Origin of the sequence: Caballeronia sp. NK8, from assembly GCF_018408855.1 — a bacterium.
Taxonomy (GTDB): Bacteria; Pseudomonadota; Gammaproteobacteria; order Burkholderiales; family Burkholderiaceae; genus Caballeronia.
On the sequence record NZ_AP024323.1, the window covers coordinates 1020038 to 1039902 of the forward strand.

General features: G+C 65.2%; 13 protein-coding genes. 5 read left to right on the forward strand and 8 right to left on the reverse strand.

Annotated elements, in window-relative coordinates:
* Nucleotides 1-9 precede the first annotated feature (9 nt).
* Nucleotides 10-945 carry a LysR family transcriptional regulator gene (locus NK8_RS19450; RefSeq protein WP_213229067.1) on the reverse strand — a complete coding sequence of 312 codons (936 nt, stop codon included), beginning with the start codon at nt 943-945 and terminating at the stop codon, nt 10-12.
* 158 nt (nt 946-1103) lie between these two features.
* On the opposite strand from NK8_RS19450, the gene NK8_RS19455 reads away from it, so the two are divergent.
* The 3 genes from NK8_RS19455 (at nt 1104) to NK8_RS19465 (ending at nt 6554) form a co-directional block, all read left to right on the forward strand.
* Complete coding sequence (locus NK8_RS19455; protein ID WP_213229069.1) at nt 1104-2687, forward strand: aldehyde dehydrogenase (NADP(+)); 1584 nt, start codon at nt 1104-1106, stop codon at nt 2685-2687.
* A 638-nt stretch (nt 2688-3325) separates the two neighbouring features.
* Nucleotides 3326-5236, forward strand: a complete 1911-nt coding sequence (locus tag NK8_RS19460) for a zinc ribbon domain-containing protein (protein WP_213229071.1) — start codon at nt 3326-3328, stop codon at nt 5234-5236.
* A gap of 178 nt (nt 5237-5414) precedes the next feature.
* Nucleotides 5415-6554 (forward strand): TAXI family TRAP transporter solute-binding subunit, encoded by a 1140-nt coding sequence (locus tag NK8_RS19465; RefSeq protein WP_162067683.1) that lies wholly within the window; start codon nt 5415-5417, stop codon nt 6552-6554.
* 10 nt (nt 6555-6564) lie between these two features.
* On the opposite strand, the gene NK8_RS19470 is transcribed toward NK8_RS19465, so the two are convergent.
* From NK8_RS19470 to NK8_RS19480, 3 genes are all read right to left on the reverse strand, one after another.
* Nucleotides 6565-8019, reverse strand: coding sequence for a PLP-dependent aminotransferase family protein (locus NK8_RS19470; protein WP_213229073.1), 1455 nt, complete (start codon nt 8017-8019; stop codon nt 6565-6567).
* 81 nt (nt 8020-8100) lie between these two features.
* A complete protein-coding gene (locus tag NK8_RS19475; RefSeq protein WP_213229075.1) occupies nt 8101-8364 on the reverse strand; it encodes a helix-turn-helix domain-containing protein in 264 nt (87 codons plus the stop codon).
* On the reverse strand, nt 8361-9794 hold the full coding sequence (locus NK8_RS19480; RefSeq protein WP_213229077.1) for a PLP-dependent aminotransferase family protein: 1434 nt from the start codon (nt 9792-9794) through the stop codon (nt 8361-8363). Before NK8_RS19480 ends, NK8_RS19475 begins: the two co-directional genes overlap by 4 nt.
* Before the next feature lie 150 nt (nt 9795-9944).
* Here NK8_RS19480 and NK8_RS19485 point away from each other — a divergent pair, with 150 nt between their 5' ends.
* Both NK8_RS19485 and NK8_RS19490 read left to right on the forward strand, forming a co-directional pair.
* Nucleotides 9945-12257: an FdhF/YdeP family oxidoreductase gene (locus NK8_RS19485; protein WP_213229079.1), complete on the forward strand. Its 2313-nt coding sequence runs from the start codon at nt 9945-9947 to the stop codon at nt 12255-12257.
* A 116-nt stretch (nt 12258-12373) separates the two neighbouring features.
* Nucleotides 12374-12514 (forward strand): hypothetical protein, encoded by a 141-nt coding sequence (locus NK8_RS19490; RefSeq protein WP_213229081.1) that lies wholly within the window; start codon nt 12374-12376, stop codon nt 12512-12514.
* Between the two features lie 216 nt (nt 12515-12730).
* Here the strand turns inward: NK8_RS19490 and NK8_RS19495 are convergent, their stop codons facing one another.
* The 4 genes from NK8_RS19495 to NK8_RS19510 form a co-directional block, all read right to left on the reverse strand.
* On the reverse strand, nt 12731-15469 hold the full coding sequence (locus NK8_RS19495; protein ID WP_213229083.1) for a glucosidase: 2739 nt from the start codon (nt 15467-15469) through the stop codon (nt 12731-12733).
* A gap of 58 nt (nt 15470-15527) precedes the next feature.
* Nucleotides 15528-17444, reverse strand: coding sequence for an amylo-alpha-1,6-glucosidase (locus NK8_RS19500; RefSeq protein WP_213229085.1), 1917 nt, complete (start codon nt 17442-17444; stop codon nt 15528-15530).
* Nucleotides 17441-17920, reverse strand: coding sequence for a nuclear transport factor 2 family protein (locus NK8_RS19505; RefSeq protein ID WP_213229087.1), 480 nt, complete (start codon nt 17918-17920; stop codon nt 17441-17443). Before NK8_RS19505 ends, NK8_RS19500 begins: the two co-directional genes overlap by 4 nt.
* 664 nt (nt 17921-18584) lie before the next feature.
* Nucleotides 18585-19865: a DUF445 domain-containing protein gene (locus tag NK8_RS19510; RefSeq protein ID WP_162067692.1), complete on the reverse strand. Its 1281-nt coding sequence runs from the start codon at nt 19863-19865 to the stop codon at nt 18585-18587.

The following is a 19865-nucleotide window of genomic DNA, read 5'->3' on the forward strand; positions in this document are numbered from 1 at the left end:
CGTTGAAGGTCAATGCGGCCGGCTCTGTTCGCGCAGCATCTGCACGAACTGCCGCGCCGCCTGCGAGAGCGCCCCGCCCTTGCGCGTGACGATGCCGTAAGTCTGCGATTTCGATTTCATCCGCACCGGCAGAATCCGCAGCATGCCGTAGCGCTCGAACACGCGCGCGACGCTCGCCGGCAGAATCGACACGAGTTGCGGGCTTTCCTGCAGCAGTGTCACCGTCATGAGCGGCGAAGCGGTGGAGATCGGATTGGCGGGCATCGGCAGGCCGGCGAGATCGAGTTCGCGTTCGAGCAGCGCGCTCATCGGCATGTAGCTCGGGTAGGTCACCCAGCGATACGGCGCGAGGTCCGCGAACCCCACTTCCCGCGCGCCCGTGCGCTCGTGCGCCGGGCCGACGACGATGCACAGCGGCTCGTCCGCGAGCGGCTGATAGTGATATTTCGACGGCTGATCCGACACGCTCGAGCGGCCGATCACGAGATCGACGCGGCCGTCGTCGAGCATCGGCAGCATGCGCGCGCTCGTATCCTCGATGATCTCGATGGCCAGATCCGGATGCTTCGCGTGCATGTCGTTGACGATCGGCGCGACGACGGCCGGCACCGCGCCCATGATCGTGCCGACCGTGAGCCGCCCGCCCGTGCCCGCGCGAATCTGCGCGACTTCCTGACACAGCGCGCTCAGATCGGCGGCCAGCACGCGCGCGTAGCGCACGACGCAGCGGCCGAACGGATTCGGGATCAGCCCGCTTTTCGCGCGCTCGAACAGCGGCGCCTCCAGCATCGATTCGAGTTCGGCGAGCGCCTTGCTGGCGGCCGATTGCGTCATCGCCATCGCGCTCGAGGCCTTGTGCAGCGATTTATGATCGTCCAGCGAGATCAGCAATTGCAGCTGCTTCATGCGCAGCCGCGACATCAGTACGTCGAGCGTGTTCTTCATGCCTCAGCCTGCGGGAAAGCGCGGGGTGATTCCAAAAAGCGATCAAGCGATGGAAAGGTTTCACTATACAGCCGCCCGCGCGAAGCCGTATAGTCGGGCATGATGCAGTCATCGTACAACTGGCTGCCGCGAATCAATTCAAGCAAGGACGAGACAACATGCAACTCACTGGCAACCTGCTCATTGGTCAGGAATCGGTCTTCGGTTCGAACGGCTCGATCAAGGCCGTCAACGCGTCGACCGGCGCGGCCATCGAACCGGCTTTCGGCGGCGCGACGCTCGCCGACCTCGACCGCGCGTGCGCGCTCGCGTGGACCGCGTTCGACGTCTATCGCGAAACCGCGCCCGAGGCGCGCGCGAAGTTCCTCGAAACGATTGCGCAGAACATCCTCGATATCGGCGACGACCTGATCGAGCGCTGCATGATCGAAAGCGGCCTGCCGCGCGCGCGTCTCGAAGGCGAGCGCGGCCGCACGGTCGGCCAGTTGCGCATGTTCGCCGACGTGGTCCGCAACGGCGACTTCCTCGGCGTGCGTATCGATCCGGCGCAGCCCGAGCGCAAGCCGCTGCCGCGCGTCGATCTGCGCCTGCGCCATATCGGCGTCGGTCCGGTCGCCGTGTTCGGCGCGAGCAACTTCCCGCTCGCATTCTCGGTCGCGGGCGGCGACACGGCTTCGGCGCTCGCCGCCGGCTGCCCGGTCATCGTCAAGGCGCACTCGGCGCACCCCGGCACGGCGGAACTCGTCGGCCGCGCGGTGCAGAAGGCCGTGAAGGATTGCGGCATGCCCGAAGGCACGTTCTCGCTGCTGTTCGACAGCGGCCGCGACGTCGGCCAGGGTCTGGTCAAGGACAACCGCATCAAGGCGGCCGGCTTCACCGGCTCGCGCGGCGGCGGCACGGCGCTGATGCAGCTCGCGGCGGCGCGCCCCGAGCCGATCCCCGTCTACGCGGAAATGAGCAGCATCAACCCGGTTCTGCTGTTCCCGGCGGCGCTCGCGAACCGTGGCGAAGCCATCGCCAAGGCGTTCGTGGGCTCGCTCGTGCTCGGCGCAGGCCAGTTCTGCACGAACCCGGGTCTGGTGCTCGCCGTCGACGGCCCGGATCTCGACAAGTTCATCGCGGCCGCGTCGGCGGCGCTGAATGAAACGGCCGCGCAGACCATGCTCACGCCGGGCATCTGCAAGACGTATCAGAGCGCCGTGGCGCGCGCCGGCGAGCATGCCGGCGTGACGACCGCCGCGCGCGGCGTCGAGCCGAAGGGCGAGAACCAGGGCCAGTCGGCGCTGTTCGTCACCACCGCCGACGCGTTCCGCAAGAGCCACGCGCTGCAGGAAGAGATTTTCGGCGCGTCGTCGCTCGTGGTGCGTTGCCCGGACCTCGCGACGCTGCTCGCGCTGGTCGAATCGCTGGAAGGCCAGCTGACCTCGGCGCTGCACATCGACGAAGCGGATTACGCCGAAGCGAAGCGCATCCTGCCCGCGCTCGAGCGCCGCACCGGCCGTCTGCTGGTGAATAGCTTCGGCACGGGCGTGGAAGTCGGCCACGCGATGGTGCACGGCGGCCCGTTCCCGTCGACGGCGGATGGCCGCTCGACGTCGGTCGGCAGCCTGGCGATCAACCGCTTCCTGCGCCCGGTCAGCTATCAGGATCTGCCTGACGCGCTTCTGCCCGATGCGCTGAAGACGGACAATCCGCTCGGCCTGAACCGCCGTATCGACGGCAAGCTGCAACTGGCCAGCTAAGGTCTCTCCGAGTCCGATCAGGGCCGCGACGCGAAACACGCGTCGCGGCCCTTTCGTTTTGCGGACAAAGATTTGGAAACCTTAACAATCCGGCCGCGAAGTGCTCGCCGACTGGCCAATCGGTGTTTACGCAGGCAGCCGTGGGCACGTAACAACGCTTCGGCGTGGAGCGTAAACGCTTTGGCATCAGTGGGTTATCCGGCCATTGCGCGCCCTTGTCGGTTAACGGCTAAGGATTGGCGGTTCAAAACCGCCGGCGACATCCCAAAATGTCAGAAATATCGTGAGCGAGAGAAGCGTGGCGCTCCGCGCGCGCCGGTCCGGAACCGTACGCGCATCGATCCGACGCTTTCACATCGACATCAGGGCCATGCGCGGCACAGCGAAACGCTTTGGTGTAGCCGCTTAAAATACGCCTGAAAATGGCCCGGAAGTAGGTGCGAAAGGCAATTGACGTCCGATAGCGCTTGAACCATAGTCGAAATGTCGCTCCCCGACTGCGCAGCGTGCGCGGGGAAGGATGACGAAGGATTGCTGTCGCGGAACCGAGCTTCCGCGTACAGGCGCGACGACTCGGCGCGCATTGGCGGCCACGCGAATTTGGCAACCTCACGCACATGTCCTTCGAGGGCTCCAGCATGACCACGCGTCTGACGTTTCCCGCATCCATGTTCTCCGTCGTCTGCCAGCGGTGCGGCAGCACGATGCGCAAAAACGCCGACAGTTGCCCCAATTGCGGCGCCGATCGCAACGCTGCATTCGGCCAGCAGCGCGAAACCGCCTCGGGCAAGCCGCGCACGAACGTGTTCGAAGAAGCCGCGCCGCTCGCATCGGCGGCGGCATCGGCTTCTGCATCGCCTTCCTCCGGATCGATGGGCGCACGCGGCAAGCCGTCCGAGCGCGTCGAGCCGGGCATGCGCTCGCGCTGGACGGAGCGCGCGAGCGAGCGCATCGCCCAGAAAGCCGCGGAATACCGCGCACGGCGCGCAGAAGAAGCCGCGCGCAACGCCTACGCTGAATCCAGCAACGATGCCGACGCCCTGCCCGGCTCCGAGCGCTGGAATCAGAAGAAGACCGTCATCGCGGGCGCATGTGCGCTCGTGCTGCTGCTGGGCGCGGCGTTCTATTACCAGCTCGGCGATTCCGAGGGCGGCGGAACGCCTTCCGCCGATCACAGTGTCTCCGGCGTCATCGATTCGAAAGTCGGTTCGCTGATCCGCGGCGCGACCGACACGCCCGCCACGCCCGCCGCACCGGCCGTCGCGGAGCGGCGCGTTCCCGCCGAGACCCGTCCGCTCGCATCCGGCGATCCGCTGCAAGGCGTGCGCGCCGCGCTCGACGACCACGATCTCGCCACCGCCCGCGCGCGGCTGAGAGTTTTTCCGACGCAGCAGCAAGGCCGCGCGGAATATGAAACGCTGAAGGACGAACTCGTCAAGCGCGAATCCCAGCGCGACGCGGCGCTGCAACTCGCGCGCGCCTGCGAACGCACGTCCGCGTGGGCCTGCGTGCAGCAGAACGCGGGCGAGGCGCTCGCGCTCGACGGCAGCAACATCGAATCGCAAGCCATGCTCGAACGCGTGATCTCGCATGCAGGCTGGCTCGCTCCGACGGCATCGGCGGCGCTTGCGAAAAAGGTGCCCAGCACGACGCCTTCGGCGGCTGCGGCTGCCACCGCGTCGAAGCCTGCCGACACGGCGGCAATCGCGGCGGCCAAACCCAGCGCCAGCGCGGCCGCGCCGCTGCCCGCGCAGGCAAACGTTGCAGCGTCCGCCAAGCCGAACGTCCTCGCGCAAAAGCCGACGACGGAGCGTCGTCCGGCGCAGCGCAGCGCCGCCGCGCGCCAGGCCGACGATGAAGCCTCCGCCCTCGAAGCGCGCGCGGAGAAGTTCGCGCGCGGCCAGGCGGCGACCAACGCGATCACCGCGGCGACCATCACGCCGCCCGCCGCGCCCTCCGTCGCCACCACGATGACGGCGCCCGCGCCCGCACAGGCGCCCCGACAAGCCGCTGCCGCGCCGTCGTCAGCGCAGTCAGCGCAGCAGCCAGCGGCGAAGCCCAGCGCGCCTCCGGTCACGCAGGCGGCACGCACGCCCTACTATCTCGGCGACGATGAACCGCAGCCTGCCGCCGCCGCGAATCCGCGTGCCGCGAGCCCGCGCGCGCCCTACTATCTCGGCGATGAGCCGCCGCAGCAGACCACGCGCCCGGCCAACGCGCGCGGCCCGTATTACCTCGGCGAGGACCCGCCGCAGCCGGGCGCGCGCGCCACCGTGCCGCGCCCGCCGCAATCGGGCAGCCAGAGCAGTTCGACGACGGCACCATCCACCGCGACGACGCAGGCCGCCGTGCCGCGTCCGCCCGCGGCGGCCAGCGCGCAACCGGTCGCGCAGCGCAGCACACAGTCGGCGGCCGCCACCACGGCGTCGCCGCAGTTCGCCACCATGCCAGCGGGCGCGCATATGGATTCGGACAAGACCGAGGAACTCGAACGCGCCATCAAGCAATACGGCTGGAGCGGCGACTCGGCGCCCAAGCCGTCACGCTGAAAAAAAGCACAAGAACACGCAGAGACAACCACGACGCACGGCACACACGCCATCACGCATCTTCGCGTCGGGCCGCATGTGAGTGACCGCGCATGAGCAGATTGCGCGCGCCGCGAATCGACCTTCGCATCGCGCGAGTTTCAAAAGCACCCGTCCAACTCCGATCAAAGGGTCAATCATGTTCACCACAAAAAGCATGCGCAACGCCGCACGGGGCGCGCTGGCACTTCTTGCCATCGCCGGGCTGATCGGCGCAGGGGCGAGTTTCGCCGCCGATCCGGTCCCCTACAAGATCACGACGGGCCAGGAGCGCGGCACGTATATCCAGATCGGCCAGGACTTGTCGAAGTACGTGGCCGAGCCGGCGGGGATCGAGCTGGAAGTGCTGCCGTCGAAGGGGTCGGCGGAGAACGTGCAGCGCATGCGCTACGAACCCGGCGTGAAGTTCGCGCTGGTGCAGTCGGACGTGTATCAGGCGTACATGGACATGGCGACCTCGGGCAACGCGGAGGCGGGCAAGATCATCAAGCCGCTGCGGCTCATCATGCCGCTCTACGACGAGGAAATTTACTTCGTCACGCGCGCGGATTCGCCGATGAAGTACATCCACGAGATCAAGGGCAAGAACATCAGCGTCGGGCCGATCGGCAGCGGCACAGCGCAATCGGCGGAGACGCTGTATCGGCTGATGTTCGGCGAGCCGATCGCCGATGCGAACGAGCAGCACCTCAACAACGAGGATTCGCTTGCGCGGCTGATCGTCGGCAAGATCGACGTGGCGGTGATCGTCGCAGGCCAGCCGGCGAAACTGTTCCAGGACATGAATCCCGAGTTGCTGAAGCAGATCAAGCTGTTGCGTCTCGATTCGAGCGCGCAGGAAACCGCGCGCGCGAAGCAGACCTATTTCCCCGCGACGATCCGCACGACGAGCTATCCGAACTGGATTCAGGAAGACACCCCGACGCTCACGGTGAAGGCGTTCCTCGTGACCTACGATTACGGCTTGCGCGGCACGGTCGGCGCGCTGTCGAAGTTCGCCGATTCACTGTGCACGAACTTCGACACGCTGCAGGCCAACGGCCATCCGAAGTGGAAGCAGGTGCATCTGGAACTGCCGCCGCTCACGCGCGGCTGGAAATACTATCCGCCGATGGAAAAGCACTTGCGCGCGTGCATCGCGCAGCGCACAGCGGCGGCCGAGCAGTCGCAGAACCCGACGCGCAGAGTCGCCACGCGTGACCAGGACCCGGCCGCGCAAAAGCCGAAGAAAGCAAGTTGCAGCGCGCAGGAAAAGCTGCTGCTGTTGTGCGATCAGTGATCGTCGACGGCTAGCGGGCGAGCGTCGGCATGAGCGCGGCGAGGCGCGTCATGCCGCGCTCGACCGCGGCGGCGTTCGTTCCGCCGTAGCCGAACAGCACGCCCTGCTGCGCCGGCGCGCCCGCGTAGAGCGCGCCGATTCCATACAGCCCGACCGACACGGCGCGCGCCGCCGCGACCACCGCTTCTTCCTGCAATAGATCAGCGAGCCGCGCGACCAGATGGATGCCTGCCGTCGCCGGCAGCGGCTCGAACCAGGGCGCGAGTTCGCCTCTCAGATGCCCGATCAGTATCGCGCGACGTTCCGCATACGCCTTGTGCATGCGGCGCAGATGCTTCGCGTATTCGCCGTCGAGCATGAACGCGCCGAGCGCCGTCTGCGTCAGCATGCAACTGTGCCAGTCGCCGATCTGCTTGGCGTTCCAGAGCGGCCCGGACAGCGTCGCGGGCGGCACCACGTAGCCGAGCCGCAGATCGGGAAAGAGCGTCTTAGAAAACGTGCCGACATACGCGACCAGCCCCGCGCGATCCAGACTCTTGAGCGATTCCACCGGCCGGCCTTCGAAGCGGAATTCGCCGTCGTAGTCATCCTCGACGATCATCGCGCCGCGCTTCGCCGCCCATTCGAGCAGTTCGACGCGCCGGTCGAGGCTCATCGGCATGCCGAGCGGAAACTGATGCGACGGCGTCACGTAGACGAGGCGCGTGTTGCGCGGCAGCTTCCCGACGATGAGACCTTCGCCGTCCACCGGCACATGCGCGATGCGCGCGCCGAGCGCCGCGAAGATCGCTCGCGCGGGCGGATAGCCCGGCTCCTCGACGGCGACGACATCGCCCGGCTGGAGTGTGACGCGCGCGAGCAGATCGAGCGCCTGTTGCGCGCCCTGCGTCACGAGCACGTCCTGCCAGTTGCACACGACCGCGCGGCTGAACGCGAGATAACGCGCGATGCCGAGCCGCAATTCCTGCTCGCCACCCGGATCGCGATACCCCGCGACGCCGCCGCTCGAGCGCGCCTGCGCGCGCAATGCATGATTCATGCAGCGTCGCCAGACGTCGTGGGGAAAGAGGGATTTGTCGGTCACGCCGCCCTTGAAATCGCAGTCGAGCGTTTCGCGGGCGGGCGGCATGGGCATCGACATGCGTTCGGGCATGTTGCGCCAGATGCCGGTCGCACGGGCGCGGGCCGACGCAACAGGTTCGGGTTGCGCGGACGGCAGGCGCGTGAGCCCTTCCGCGACGAAGGTGCCGTCGCCCGCGCGCGTGCGCAGAAAGCCTTCCGCGATGAGGCGTTCGAAGACTTCGAGCGTGGTCTTGCGCGAGACGCCGAGTTGCACGGCGAGATCGCGCGTGGAAGGAAGGCGCGCGTTCGCGGCGAGCCGCCCTTCGATGATGCCCGCGCGAAGCTGGCCGTAGATCTGGCCGGTAAGGTCGCGGCGGCCGAGCAGGGTGATGTGGATGTCCAAGGGCTGAGCAGTAAGGCTAAGTGGCCACCTATGATGCACCTAGATCTATCGAATGACGAGGCCAGTCGATTTCCGACTGCTTTACGATTCCTCCCCGAACACCGCCCGACACAGCCCCGCCCCTTCCTCGGTCAACCACGCGCTTCCCGTCCCTTCCTCGTTCATCTGCATCTCGATAAGCCCGCCATCGGCCAATCCGGTCAATTGCCGTCGCAACGCGCTCATCGGCAGATCGGACTGTTTCGCCAGTTTCGCGAGCGACCACGCGCGCCCGGGCGTTTCCGTCCGCGCGCGCCAGAGCTGCGCCAGCACGGCGACGAGCGCCGGATCGATGTCATCACTCATGCGCGATCTCCTTTGCCGTGGCCAATCTCGCCGACGAGTTCGCCGAGCCGCTGCAACGCGGTCTCGCTCTGCGCGGTCCACGGATAACTGTAATTGAGCCGGATAAAGTGGCTGAAGGCATTGCGCGTCGAGAACATATGGCCCGGCCCGACCGTAATGCCGCTTTCGAGCGCCGCGCGATACAGCCGCATCGAATCGACGCGTTCCGGCAACTCCACCCACAACACATAACCGCCCTGCGGCGCCGACGTGCGCGTGCCCGCCGGGAAAAAACGCTCGACCATCGCGCTCATGATCCGCGACTGCTGCCGATACAGCTTCCGCACGCGCCGCAGATGCCGGTCGTAGCCGTCCTGCCGCAGGTAATCGGCGATCGCAACCTGCGGCACCGATGGCGTCGTCAGCGTGTTGAGGAACTTGAGCTTCTCGACCTGCGCCCGATATCGCCCTGGCATCGCCCAGCCGATACGGTACGACGCCGTCAGACTCTTCGAGAACGATGCGCAATGCAGCACGAGCCCTTTCGTGTCGAAGTTCTTGAGCGCCGACGGACGCGCATCGCCGTAATACAGCTCGTGATAGACATCGTTCTCGATGACCGGTATCTCATGCGCGGACAACAGCTCGACGAGTTGCCGCTTGCGCTCATCCGGCATCTGGAAGCCGAGCGGATTCTGGAAGTTCGGCATCACCATGCACGCGGCGATCTTCCTGCGCGCGATGATCTGCGCGAGCGCCTCGATGTCGATGCCCTCGGCCGGATGCGTCGGCACCTCGATCGCGCGCATGCCGAGACGCTCGATCGCATGCAGCATCGCGTAGTAAGTCGGCGATTCGACCGCGACCGTGTCGCCCGGCTTCGCGACCGCTTGCAGGCTCAGATTGATCGCCTCGGTCGCGCCGACGGTAATCACGATCTCCTCGGGATCGACCGGCACGCCGTTCTCCGCGTAGCGCCGCGCGATCTGGCGGATCAGTTCCGGATTGCCCGGCGGCAGATCGTCGATGAGATTCCAGCTCGCATGCCGCCGCGCGATCGCGTTTGCATACTGGTTGATGCGCCGCCACGGGAACGGCCCGGGATCGGGATACGGCGAGCCGAACGGCACGGCATCGTGCGCGCCGATACTGCGCAAGGTCGAGAGCACGAGCCGGCTCACATCGACTTCCGACGCGGTCGCGATCACGCGCTTCGGCTGACTGTGCCCCGCACTCGGCTGCGGCTGCGCGCGCACGAAATAGCCGGACTGCGGACGCGTTTCCAGAATGCCGCGGCTTTCCAGAATCGCGTAGGCATGCAGCACGGTCTTGATACTCACGCCGTGCTGCTGGCTCGCCTGCCGCACGGACGCGATCCTTTCGCCCGGCGCGAACACGCCGCGGCGCACGGCTTCCGCGATTTCATCGGCGAGTTTTTCGTAGAGCTTCAACGGGCGCTTTCCGGTGGTTTCGGACCTGAGTCGCAGTCTAGGGCAAAACGCCGCAACTGTATTCCTCCGATTTTGTATTTTCTGTGCGCCGCGTTTAATTCGGAACACAGTACGCTTCAGTCATCGCATGCTCCACCTCGACCAAACGCCATGACGAAGCCCGAAGCCCGCATCGAACCGTACACACATCCCGCCGCTGGCTGGGGCGCGTTGAAGCAGGTCGCCATCAATCTCGTCAAGGAACGAGTGGCCGGCGGGAACTACCGGACACTCTTCAAGCAGAACCAGCCCAATGGCTTCGATTGCCCCGGCTGCGCGTGGCCGGACCGCGAGCACGCCTCGACCTTCGAGTTCTGCGAGAACGGCGTGAAGGCCGTCGCCGCCGAAGCGACGAGCAAGCGCGTAACGCCCGCGTTCTTCGAGATGAACACGGTGTCGTCGCTGATGGCGCAAACGGATTACGAACTGGAGCAGCACGGGCGTCTCACCGATCCGCTCGTCTACGATGCGAAGCGCGACCGCTACGTGCCGATCGAATGGAACGATGCGTTCGAACTGATCGCGTCGCACCTGAAGAAACTCGACGATCCGGACCGCGCCGCCTTCTACACCTCCGGCCGAGCGAGCAACGAAGCCGCGTTTCTGTATCAGTTGTTCGTGCGTATGTACGGCACCAACAACTTCCCCGACTGCTCGAACATGTGCCACGAAGCGACGAGCCGCGGTTTGCCGCATACGGTCGGCATCGGCAAGGGCACGGTCACGCTCGACGACTTCGAACACGCCGACACGCTGCTGCTGTTCGGTCAGAATCCGGCGACGAACCATCCGCGCATGCTCGGCGAATTGCGTGACTGCGCGAAGCGCGGCGCGACCATCGTGTCGATCAATCCGCTGAAGGAGCGCGGCCTCGAACGCTTCGCGAGCCCGCAACACACGCTCGACATGCTGTCACCGAAGGGCGTGAAAATCAGCTCGGTGTTCGTCCGTCCGAAAGTGGGCGGCGACTTCGCGCTCATCAAGGGCGTCGCGAAGCGCATCATCGAACTGGACGACGACGCCCGCGCGAACGGCGCCGAACGCGTGCTCGATGTCGATTTCATCGCGGAGCATACGGTCGGTTTCGACGCCTTCGCCGATGACCTGCGCGCCGAAAGCTGGGACGCGATCATCGCGGAATCGGGCGTGGACATGGACGAACTGCTCAATCTCGCCGATATCTACGCGAAAGGCCGCGCCGTCATCGCGACGTGGGGCATGGGCCTCACGCAGCACAAGAATTCCGTGCCCACCATCCAGATTCTTTCGAACCTGATGATGATGCGCGGCAATATCGGCCGGCGCGGCGCGGGCCTGTGTCCGGTGCGCGGCCATTCGAACGTGCAGGGCGACCGCACGGTGGGCATCGAGGAAAAGCCGACTCAGGAATTTCTCGACAAGCTCGGCGCCGCGTACGATTTCGAGCCGCCGCGCGAGCACGGCCACGACGTCGTCGAAACCATTCACGCGATGCTCGAAGGCAAGGTGAAGGTGTTCATCGGACTGGGCGGCAATTTTTCGATCGCGACGCCCGACACGCCGCGCACCTGGGAAGCGATGCGCGCGTGCGATCTGACCGTACACATCACGACCAAGCTCAACCGCAGCCATCTCGTGCATGGCCGCGACGCGCTCATTCTGCCGACGCTCGGCCGCACGGAAATCGACTTGCAGAACGGCGTGCCGCAGGGCGTGAGCGTCGAGGATTCGATGAGCATGGTGCACATCTCGTACGGCATGAACAAGCCGGCCTCGCAGAATCTGCTTTCCGAAGTGGCGATCGTCGCGCGCATGGCGCGTGCGACGCTCGGTTCATCGAAGGTCGACTGGCTCGCGCATGCGGCCGACTACGCGTTGATCCGCGATGGCATCGAAAAAGTGATCGAGGGCTTCGAACGCTACAACGAGCGCCTGAAGCAACCGGGCGGCTTTCATCTCGGCGTGGCTTCGCGAGATCGCGTCTGGAAGACGCCGAGCGGCAAGGCGCAATTCATCGTGCACGAGATCGCGTTCGATACGCCGATCCACCGCGCCCGCGCGCTTCACGGCGAGCGCCTGATGACGCTCATGACGACGCGCTCGCATGATCAATACAACACGACGATCTACGGCCTCGACGATCGGTATCGCGGTGTATACGGACAGCGGCACGTGCTGTTCGCCAACCGCGAAGATATCGACATGCTCGGCTTCGAGCCGGGTGAATTCGTGGATATCACGAGCGTGTGGGACGACGGCGTGGAGCGCCGCGTGGACGGTTTCAAGCTCGTCGAATACGACATTCCGCGAGGCTGCCTCGGTGCGTATTACCCGGAAACCAACCCGCTCGTGCCGTTGTCATCGGTTGCGGATGGCGCCGGTACGCCGACGTCGAAGTCCATTCCCGTGTTGTTGACGTCCTCCAGTCAGGCCATTGCTGCCTGAAGTCAGTCATCGCGGACATGTTGCAGAGCGCGTAAAGGCGCGCCTTCTCGCGCTGACGAATGCGACGTTCGAGCGCAGCCGCGCCACTGAAGCGGCGATCGATGAATGCGCCCAGCATGGCGAGAATCGCAACCCACGCGATCCACCCGGCGGCGAAGCTGTCGAACTGGCTGCTGAACCACGCGCCGCCCAGCATGGCGGCGGCGAACACCAGCATGACGAGGGTAAGCGGCGGACAGTCCTCGTACTCGACGTGAGTATTACAGCAGGCTCCCAAGCCTAGTTGATAGCCGCTCAACGAATAGGCGCCGATGGAGTAAATCATTCCGTTATCCAAACTGTTATCGATTTGTGCCCATCACAAATTTACGCAGTTGGAGCGCCCAGCAATACCAGATAATTCCGAACAACGCGTTTCGGTGCTTCGCTGTTGACTTTTGCGAAGCACCAAAAAACGCTTACCGCGCGAGACCTCATTTCGCTCCGGCGAACTCCTGAATATCGGCATCGGCTTCGCCCGCGAGCGGCACGACGCCGGACGGTCCCGTCGCATGCGGATGCAACAGCAGCGCGACCAGTCCGCTCCAGCCCGTCTGATGCGATGCGCCCACGCCGCGCCCGTTGTCGCCGTGGAAGTATTCGTGAAAGAGCACGAGATCGCGCGAGCGCGGATCGGCCTGAAGCAGCGGGTAAGCGCCCATCACCGGGCGTTCGCCGTTTTTATCGAGCAGAAAGAGCGTGGTGACGCGGCGCGCGAGTTCGTCGGCGATCTGGGCGAGCGAGAACTTCTGCCCCGAGCCGGTCGGATATTCAACGCGAAAATCGTCGCCGTAATAGCGATGAAACTCGCGGATCGATTCGATCAACAGATAATTCACCGGCATCCACACGGGGCCGCGCCAGTTCGAATTGCCGCCGAACACGCGCGAGTCCGATTCCGCCGGAAGGTAGCGGATGCTGAAGCTCTCGCTGTTGTGATAGAAGACGAACGGGTTGTCCAGATGCACGCGCGAGAGCGCGCGCACGCCGTGATCGGAGAGGAACTCGGTCTCGTCGAGCATGCGCGCGAGGAGCGCCTTCATCCGGTGTCCGCGCAACAGCGACAGCAGCACGCTGTTGCCTTGCCCCGCGACATTCCAGCGCGACACGAGCCGCGCGAGATCGGTGCGATGTTCCAGGAACCAGTGCAGGCGCTCGCGCAATTCAGGCAACGAGCGATACACCTTCGGCTCCAGCACGTGCACGGCGAATAGCGGAATCAGCCCGACGATCGAGCGAATTCGCATCGGGATGTTCGAGCCGTCCGGCAGACGCAGCTTGTCGTAGAAGAATTCGTCCTCGCTGTCCCAGAGACCGGTATCGCAGTTGTCCTCGCAGCTCACCGCCTCGGCGATATACAGGAAGTGCTCGAAGAACTTCACCGCGATATCGACGAACACCTTGTTCGCGTACGCCAGCTCCAGCGCGATACGCATCAGGTCGAGCGCGTACGCGGCCATCCACGCGGTGCCGTCGGCCTGATCGATGTGGCCGCCCGTGGGCAGCGGCGACGAACGATCGAAGATGCCCACGTTGTCCAGCCCGAGAAAGCCGCCCTGAAAGATGTTCTTGCCGTCGGCGTCCTTGCGGTTGACCCACCACGAGAAGTTCAGAAGCAGCTTGTGGAACACGAGTTCCAGAAAATCGCGATCGCCCTTGCCCGTGATCGCGCGATCGATCTCGTAGACGCGCCATGTCGCCCAGGCATGCACGGGCGGGTTTGCATCGCTGAAGGCCCATTCGTAGGCGGGCAACTGGCCGTTCGGATGCTGATAGCGGTCCTTCACGAGCAGCAGTAACTGACGCTTCGCGAACTCCGGATCGATCAGCGCGAACGCCGCCGCGTGAAACGCGAGATCCCACGACGCGTACCACGGATATTCCCACTTGTCCGGCATCGACACGATGTCCGCGTTGCACAGATGCCGCCAGTCCACGTTGCGCCCGAAGCGCCGCTGTTTCGGCGGCTTCGGCTGGAGCGGATCGCCGTCGAGCCAGCGCGTCACGTCGAACTGATAGAACTGCTTCGACCACAGCATGCCCGCGAGCGCCTGGCGCTGCACGAGCCGCTGATCGGCATCGACGATGTCGTGTTGCAGCGCGCCGTAGAACTCGTCCGCTTCCGCGAGACGGCGCGCGAAGAGACCGTCGACGTCGAGCGGCACGGCGTCAGGCGCGGATTCGGGCCGCCAGCGCAGATACACCACCGCCTTGCCGTGCGGCGCAAGTTCCAGATGCACATGCGCCGCCGCGCGCGTGCCCGTATCGCGGCGGACCGCGTCCGTGTTGCCGTTCAGGATGTAATCATTGAAGCCGTCCTTGAACGGCCCTTCGCCTTCCATATGAAACAGACGTTTGACGTTGGTCTCGTTTTCGCAGAAAAGCCATTCGATATCCTGAGCATCAGGCGACCATGCGGTGACGACCATCGGCTCGTGATTGCCCTGTTGCGCGAGCACGTAGGTTCCCTCGCCCTGCACCGTCTCCACTTTCAGCGACGGCTTCACGGGCGTCTCTTTCCATGACCACGTATTGCGCGCCCAGATCTGCGGCAGCACATCGAGCGCCGCGGACACGTCGCCGCGATTCTCGATCGTCACGCGCATCAGGATGTCGTCGGCCGTGTGTTTCGCGTATTCGACCTGCACGTCGAAGTAGCGCTCGTCGTCGAACACGCCGGTGTCGAGCACTTCGTACTCGGGCATGTCGGCGCCGCGCCGCGCGTTTTCATCGACGAGATCGGCGTAGGGAAACGCCGCATGCGGATACTTGTAGAGCATACGCATGTAGGAATGCGTCGGCGTGCCGTCGAGGTAGAAGTACAGTTCCTTCACGTCCTCGCCGTGGTTGCCCTCCTCGTTCGTCAGACCGAAGAGCCGCTCCTTGAGGATCGGATCGCAGCCGTTCCAGAGCGCGAGCGAGATGCACCAGTTGAGTTTGTCGTCGCCGAAGCCCGCGAGCCCGTCCTCGCCCCAGCGATACGCGCGGCTGCGCGCGTGATCGTGCGGGAAATATTCCCACGCCGTGCCGAATTCGCTGTAGTCCTCGCGGACCGTGCCCCATTGGCGCTCGCTCAGATACGGGCCCCAGCGCTGCCAGCGCGAGCAGTCCTGCGAATGGAGGCGCGAGCCCTCGACGGTGTCGAGCTGATTGACGGGGCGCGATTTCGGCATGGACGTCTCCTCGTTTGCGAAGGCAACACAGCAGGCAAGACTGGTAATTTAGCGCGTTTCAGCCGGCATCGAGCAGCTTCTCGATGCGCAGCAACTCCGCCAGCGACCACGCCTGGAATGGCGTGCCGCCGGGCGTGTGCGGCGCGTCGCCATCGGCGACTTCGCTGACGTGATCGAGGCCGTATCGATCGAGATGCGCGTACAGCGGCGCAAGAAAGCGCTCGCGCGCGCCCGCCGCGCCGTGCACACGCACCCACGCTTGCACGAACGGACCGATCAGCCACGGCCACACGGTGCCTTGATGATATGCCCCGTCGCGCTCCAGCACGCCGCCCGCGTAGCGCGCCCTGTACGCGGGATCGGACGGCGCGAGCGTGCGCAATCCGAGCGGCGTGAGCAGTTGCGTTTCGACCTGCGCGACGACGGCGCGCGCGATATCGCCATCGACGAGCGGAAACGGCAAACCGCCGACCGCGAAGATCTGATTCGGACGAATCGAGCGATCGACCTTGCCGGACTCGTGATCGGCGTCGACGACATCGAACAGCGTGTGCGTGTCCGGATCGACGAAGCGCGCGGCGAACGCGCCCTGCGCCTGATCGCGCAACGCCTGCCAGTGCGGATTCCACATGCTCGCGATGGAGAGCGCGTTGATCCACAGCGCCTGCACCTCGACCGGCTTGCCGATGCGCGGTGTCACGACCCAGTCGCCCGCCTTCGCGTCCATCCACGTCAGTTGCACACCGGGCGTGCCCGCACGCAGCAGGCCGTCGGTATCGGCGGCGATGTCGAAGCGCGTGCCGCGCGCATAGCCCTCGAGAATGGCGTCGGCGGCGCGTTGCAGGCGGCTCGTGGTCGCGGCGTGCGCGTGGTCCGTCGCCAGATACTCGTGCACGGCGACGACGAACCACAGCGATGCATCGACCGAGTTGTACTCGGGCAGCCCGCCGCCGTCCGGGAAGCGGTTCGGCACCATGCCTTCGGAGATCGTGTCGGCCCATTCGAGCAGGATCGATTCCGCTTCCTGATTGCGTCCCGATGCGAGCAGCAGACCGCGCATCGAGATGAAGGTGTCGCGGCCCCAGTCGGTGAACCACGGAAAACCCGCGATGATCGTGCGCCCGACGTTGCGATTGACGACATACGCGTCCGCCGAGCGCGCGAGCCGCGAACCCAGCGCCGCGCGGCGCTCCGTTTCCCGCGCCGCCAGGCGCGCCGCATGCGCGAGCGCGCTGTCTTCGAACGGTTTGTCGTGGCCTGCGTGCGCGTGCAGGATCATCACGGCGTCGCCGCGCGCGAGGTCGAAGGCGAAGACGCCGGGCGTCGCGAGGTCTTCGACGAAATCGAGGCCGCGCTCGCGTTCGCGCGCATAGCAGAAGTTGCGATACCAGTCGGGCGCGTGCTCGTAGGCGCCGTTCGACGTCACGCAGATGGCGGGCAGATCGCCGTAGGTTTGCCATTGCACGCGTTCACCTTCGAGCGTGGCATCGAAGGAAAATGCGGGATTCTCGTGATGCAGCGCGTGATAGTCGCGTCCTGACAGGAGCGGACGCACTTCGAGTTTCGCCGCTTTCGGTGCGCCTTCGAGACGCCAGCGCAGCACGGTCTCCCGGTCCTCCTTCGCGACGAACACTTCCGCGACGACGGTCGCATCCTCGCCGATGCGAAAGCGCCACGTCGGCCACGGTTCGGTGTCGAAGGAAAGCAGGCTTGCGGATGCGTCCGGGTAGAGCACGTCGGGAGCGTAGCGCTGCATCGTCAGGGGAAAGCGCGTGCCGTTCACGTCGAGCCACGCTTCGATGCCGTTCACGAGCACGACGCGTCCGGCGGGCGGTTGCGTCGCGGCGAGCAGGAGCGCGTGATAACGCCGCGTGCGCGTCGTGCCGACGGTGCCGGAAGCGAAGCCGCCGCTGGCATCGGCTTCGAGCCATTCGTTTTCGATATTGCGTTCGTCGGGGCGGTCGATCCGGGTCATGGCGTCGACGCCTTCTGGCGATATGCCTTGAGCGCCGTGCGGGCCTTTTTCTGGATCGCGCGCTGCATCTGCGGCGTCCAGCCGAAAAGCCAGCCGCTCACGCCGAGCGCCTGACGGCTCCAGCGCCAGAGATCGAAGACATCGGTTTGTTCGACAATCAGGCCGTCGCGGATCGCGAAACACGACTGGATTGCGTTGACGACGGTGTTGCCTGTGGCGGAATAGGTATAGCGCGCGATGGCTTTCGCGCTCGCGGTCTGACCGATGGAGTCGATGCTGTCGTAGGTGAGCGTGAAGTCGGTCGCGCGGCCGAGGAGCATGCGCCACATGTCGCCGGCTTCCGCGCCGCGCAGTATGCCGAAGGCGGGGTCCTGGAAGTGGATGTCGGGGGCGTAGCAGGCGGACATCGCTTCCGCATCGCGGTTCTGGAACGCTGTGTAGAAGCGTTCGATCAGGGCGGTGTTGGCGTTGGGCATTGGTTTTGTTTTGCGCTTTGTCGTGTTGCTGCTTTTGTCGCTGGATCCCGTGAGCGTGTCGGTCCATGAGCGTTGCCCCTGTGCGGGGCGGCAGTCACTTTCTTTGCTGCTGCAAAGAAAGTAACCAAAGAAAGCAGCTCGAGACGCCCGCGGTCACACGCAATTTGGCCACTATTCTCCTCGTTCGTGGGCTCTGTAGCGAGTGCCCTCGTAGGCCTGACCGGGCGTGGACCGCGCACGGTCTGACGAGCTAGTTCCCTGAACACAAAGGTCCAGCAATCATACATCCGGCACAGCGCTACGCGCTGCCGAAGGGTATGCAAGGGAAACCAACGAGAAAAGAGCAAAGAGAAACGCAGAAGCCCACGCAGACCCGATGTACCCATCGGCCGCGCAGCGGGCCGGAGCCATTTCGTGCTGAACCAGTCGCGCGTGTGGTGCGATGTGACAGACCGTGCGCGGTCCAAGCCCGATGGGGCCTACGAGGGCACTCGCTACAGAGGCCACGGGCGAGGAGAAGAATACCCAAATTGCGTGTGACCGCGGGCGGCTCAAGCTGCTTTCTTTGGTTACTTTCTTTGCAGCAGCAAAGAAAGTGACTGCCGCCCCGCACAGGGGCAACGCTAATAAACCGACACGAAAACGGGATCCGGCGACAACACCCTCACCCCACCCAAACCGTCACGGCATGAATGAGAATCCCGACAGCCCCCCCAACAAGCGTCCCATTCACGCGAATAAACTGCAAATCCCGCCCGATATTGAGCTCAACATCCCGCACGAGCGTAGCGTCATCCCACTGCTTGACCGTAGCCGCGATATGCTTAGCGATGCCATCGCGCAACTCCGGCGCAAGCGCCTTCAACGCATCGCGCATATGCTCGTTGATCGAATCCCGCAACGCCGGATCATTCCCGAGCGCTGCGGCAAAGCTTGCCGCCATCCCCACGACCTTCGTATGCAGCGCCGACTCCGGCCGCCTGATATCCGCATCGAGCCACGCGATGAACTCGTCCCAGAGCCCGTTCACATAGTCGCGCAACTCCGGCCGCTCGAGCCATTCGCGCTTGTGCTCGTCGATTCGCGCCTTGAACGTCTCATCCGTCTTCAGCCGCTCGACGAACCGCTCCACCGCAGCATCGAACGCACGCCGACGCTCGTGCTCCGGATCGCTGCTCACATCGTGCAGCCATTGGTTCGCGCCGCGCACGAGCCCGGCGGCGAACTTGTTGCCGAGATCCTCGGCGTTCAGCCCGACGAAACCCAGCATGCCGATGAGCTTCGGATACTCCTCGCCCGCCACCGCGACGATGCGCCCCGCAAGCATCTCCTGCACCTCGGGCTTGTCGAGCCAGGCGGCCATCTGCTTCAGGCCTTCGTCGAGCAGCAACTGATGACGCCGGTCCGACGTCAGCGTCGACAGCACGCTGCCCGCCGCGCTCGCGAGATCGAACGACGCCGCGCGGCGACGCAGCGTGTCGTAGAGCATGGTCTTCACGCGCTCGTCGTCGACGAAGGACAGCAACTGGCCCACGGCCGTCACCGCCTTCTTGCCGAGCAGTTCCGCGTTCTTCGGCTCCGCGAGCCACATCGACAGACGGCTCGCCGGATCGAACGCGTTCACGCGCGCAACCAGCGCATCGGTGCCGAGAAAACGGTCGCGCACGAACACGGCGAGATTGTCCGCGACGCGCGCCTTGTTGGCGGGCAGGATCGCCGTGTGCGGAATCGGCACGCCGAGCGGATGGCGAAACAGCGCGACGACCGCAAACCAGTCCGCGAGTGCGCCGACCATCGCGGCTTCCGCGAACGATGACACCCACGCCCACACGCCCGCATCGTGCTGGCTTTTCGCGAGCGCGAACAGGCAACCCGCCGCAACGAGCAATGCAGCGGCGAACCATTTCATTCTTTTGAGCGCGACGGCTTTGTCCTGCGTTTCCAT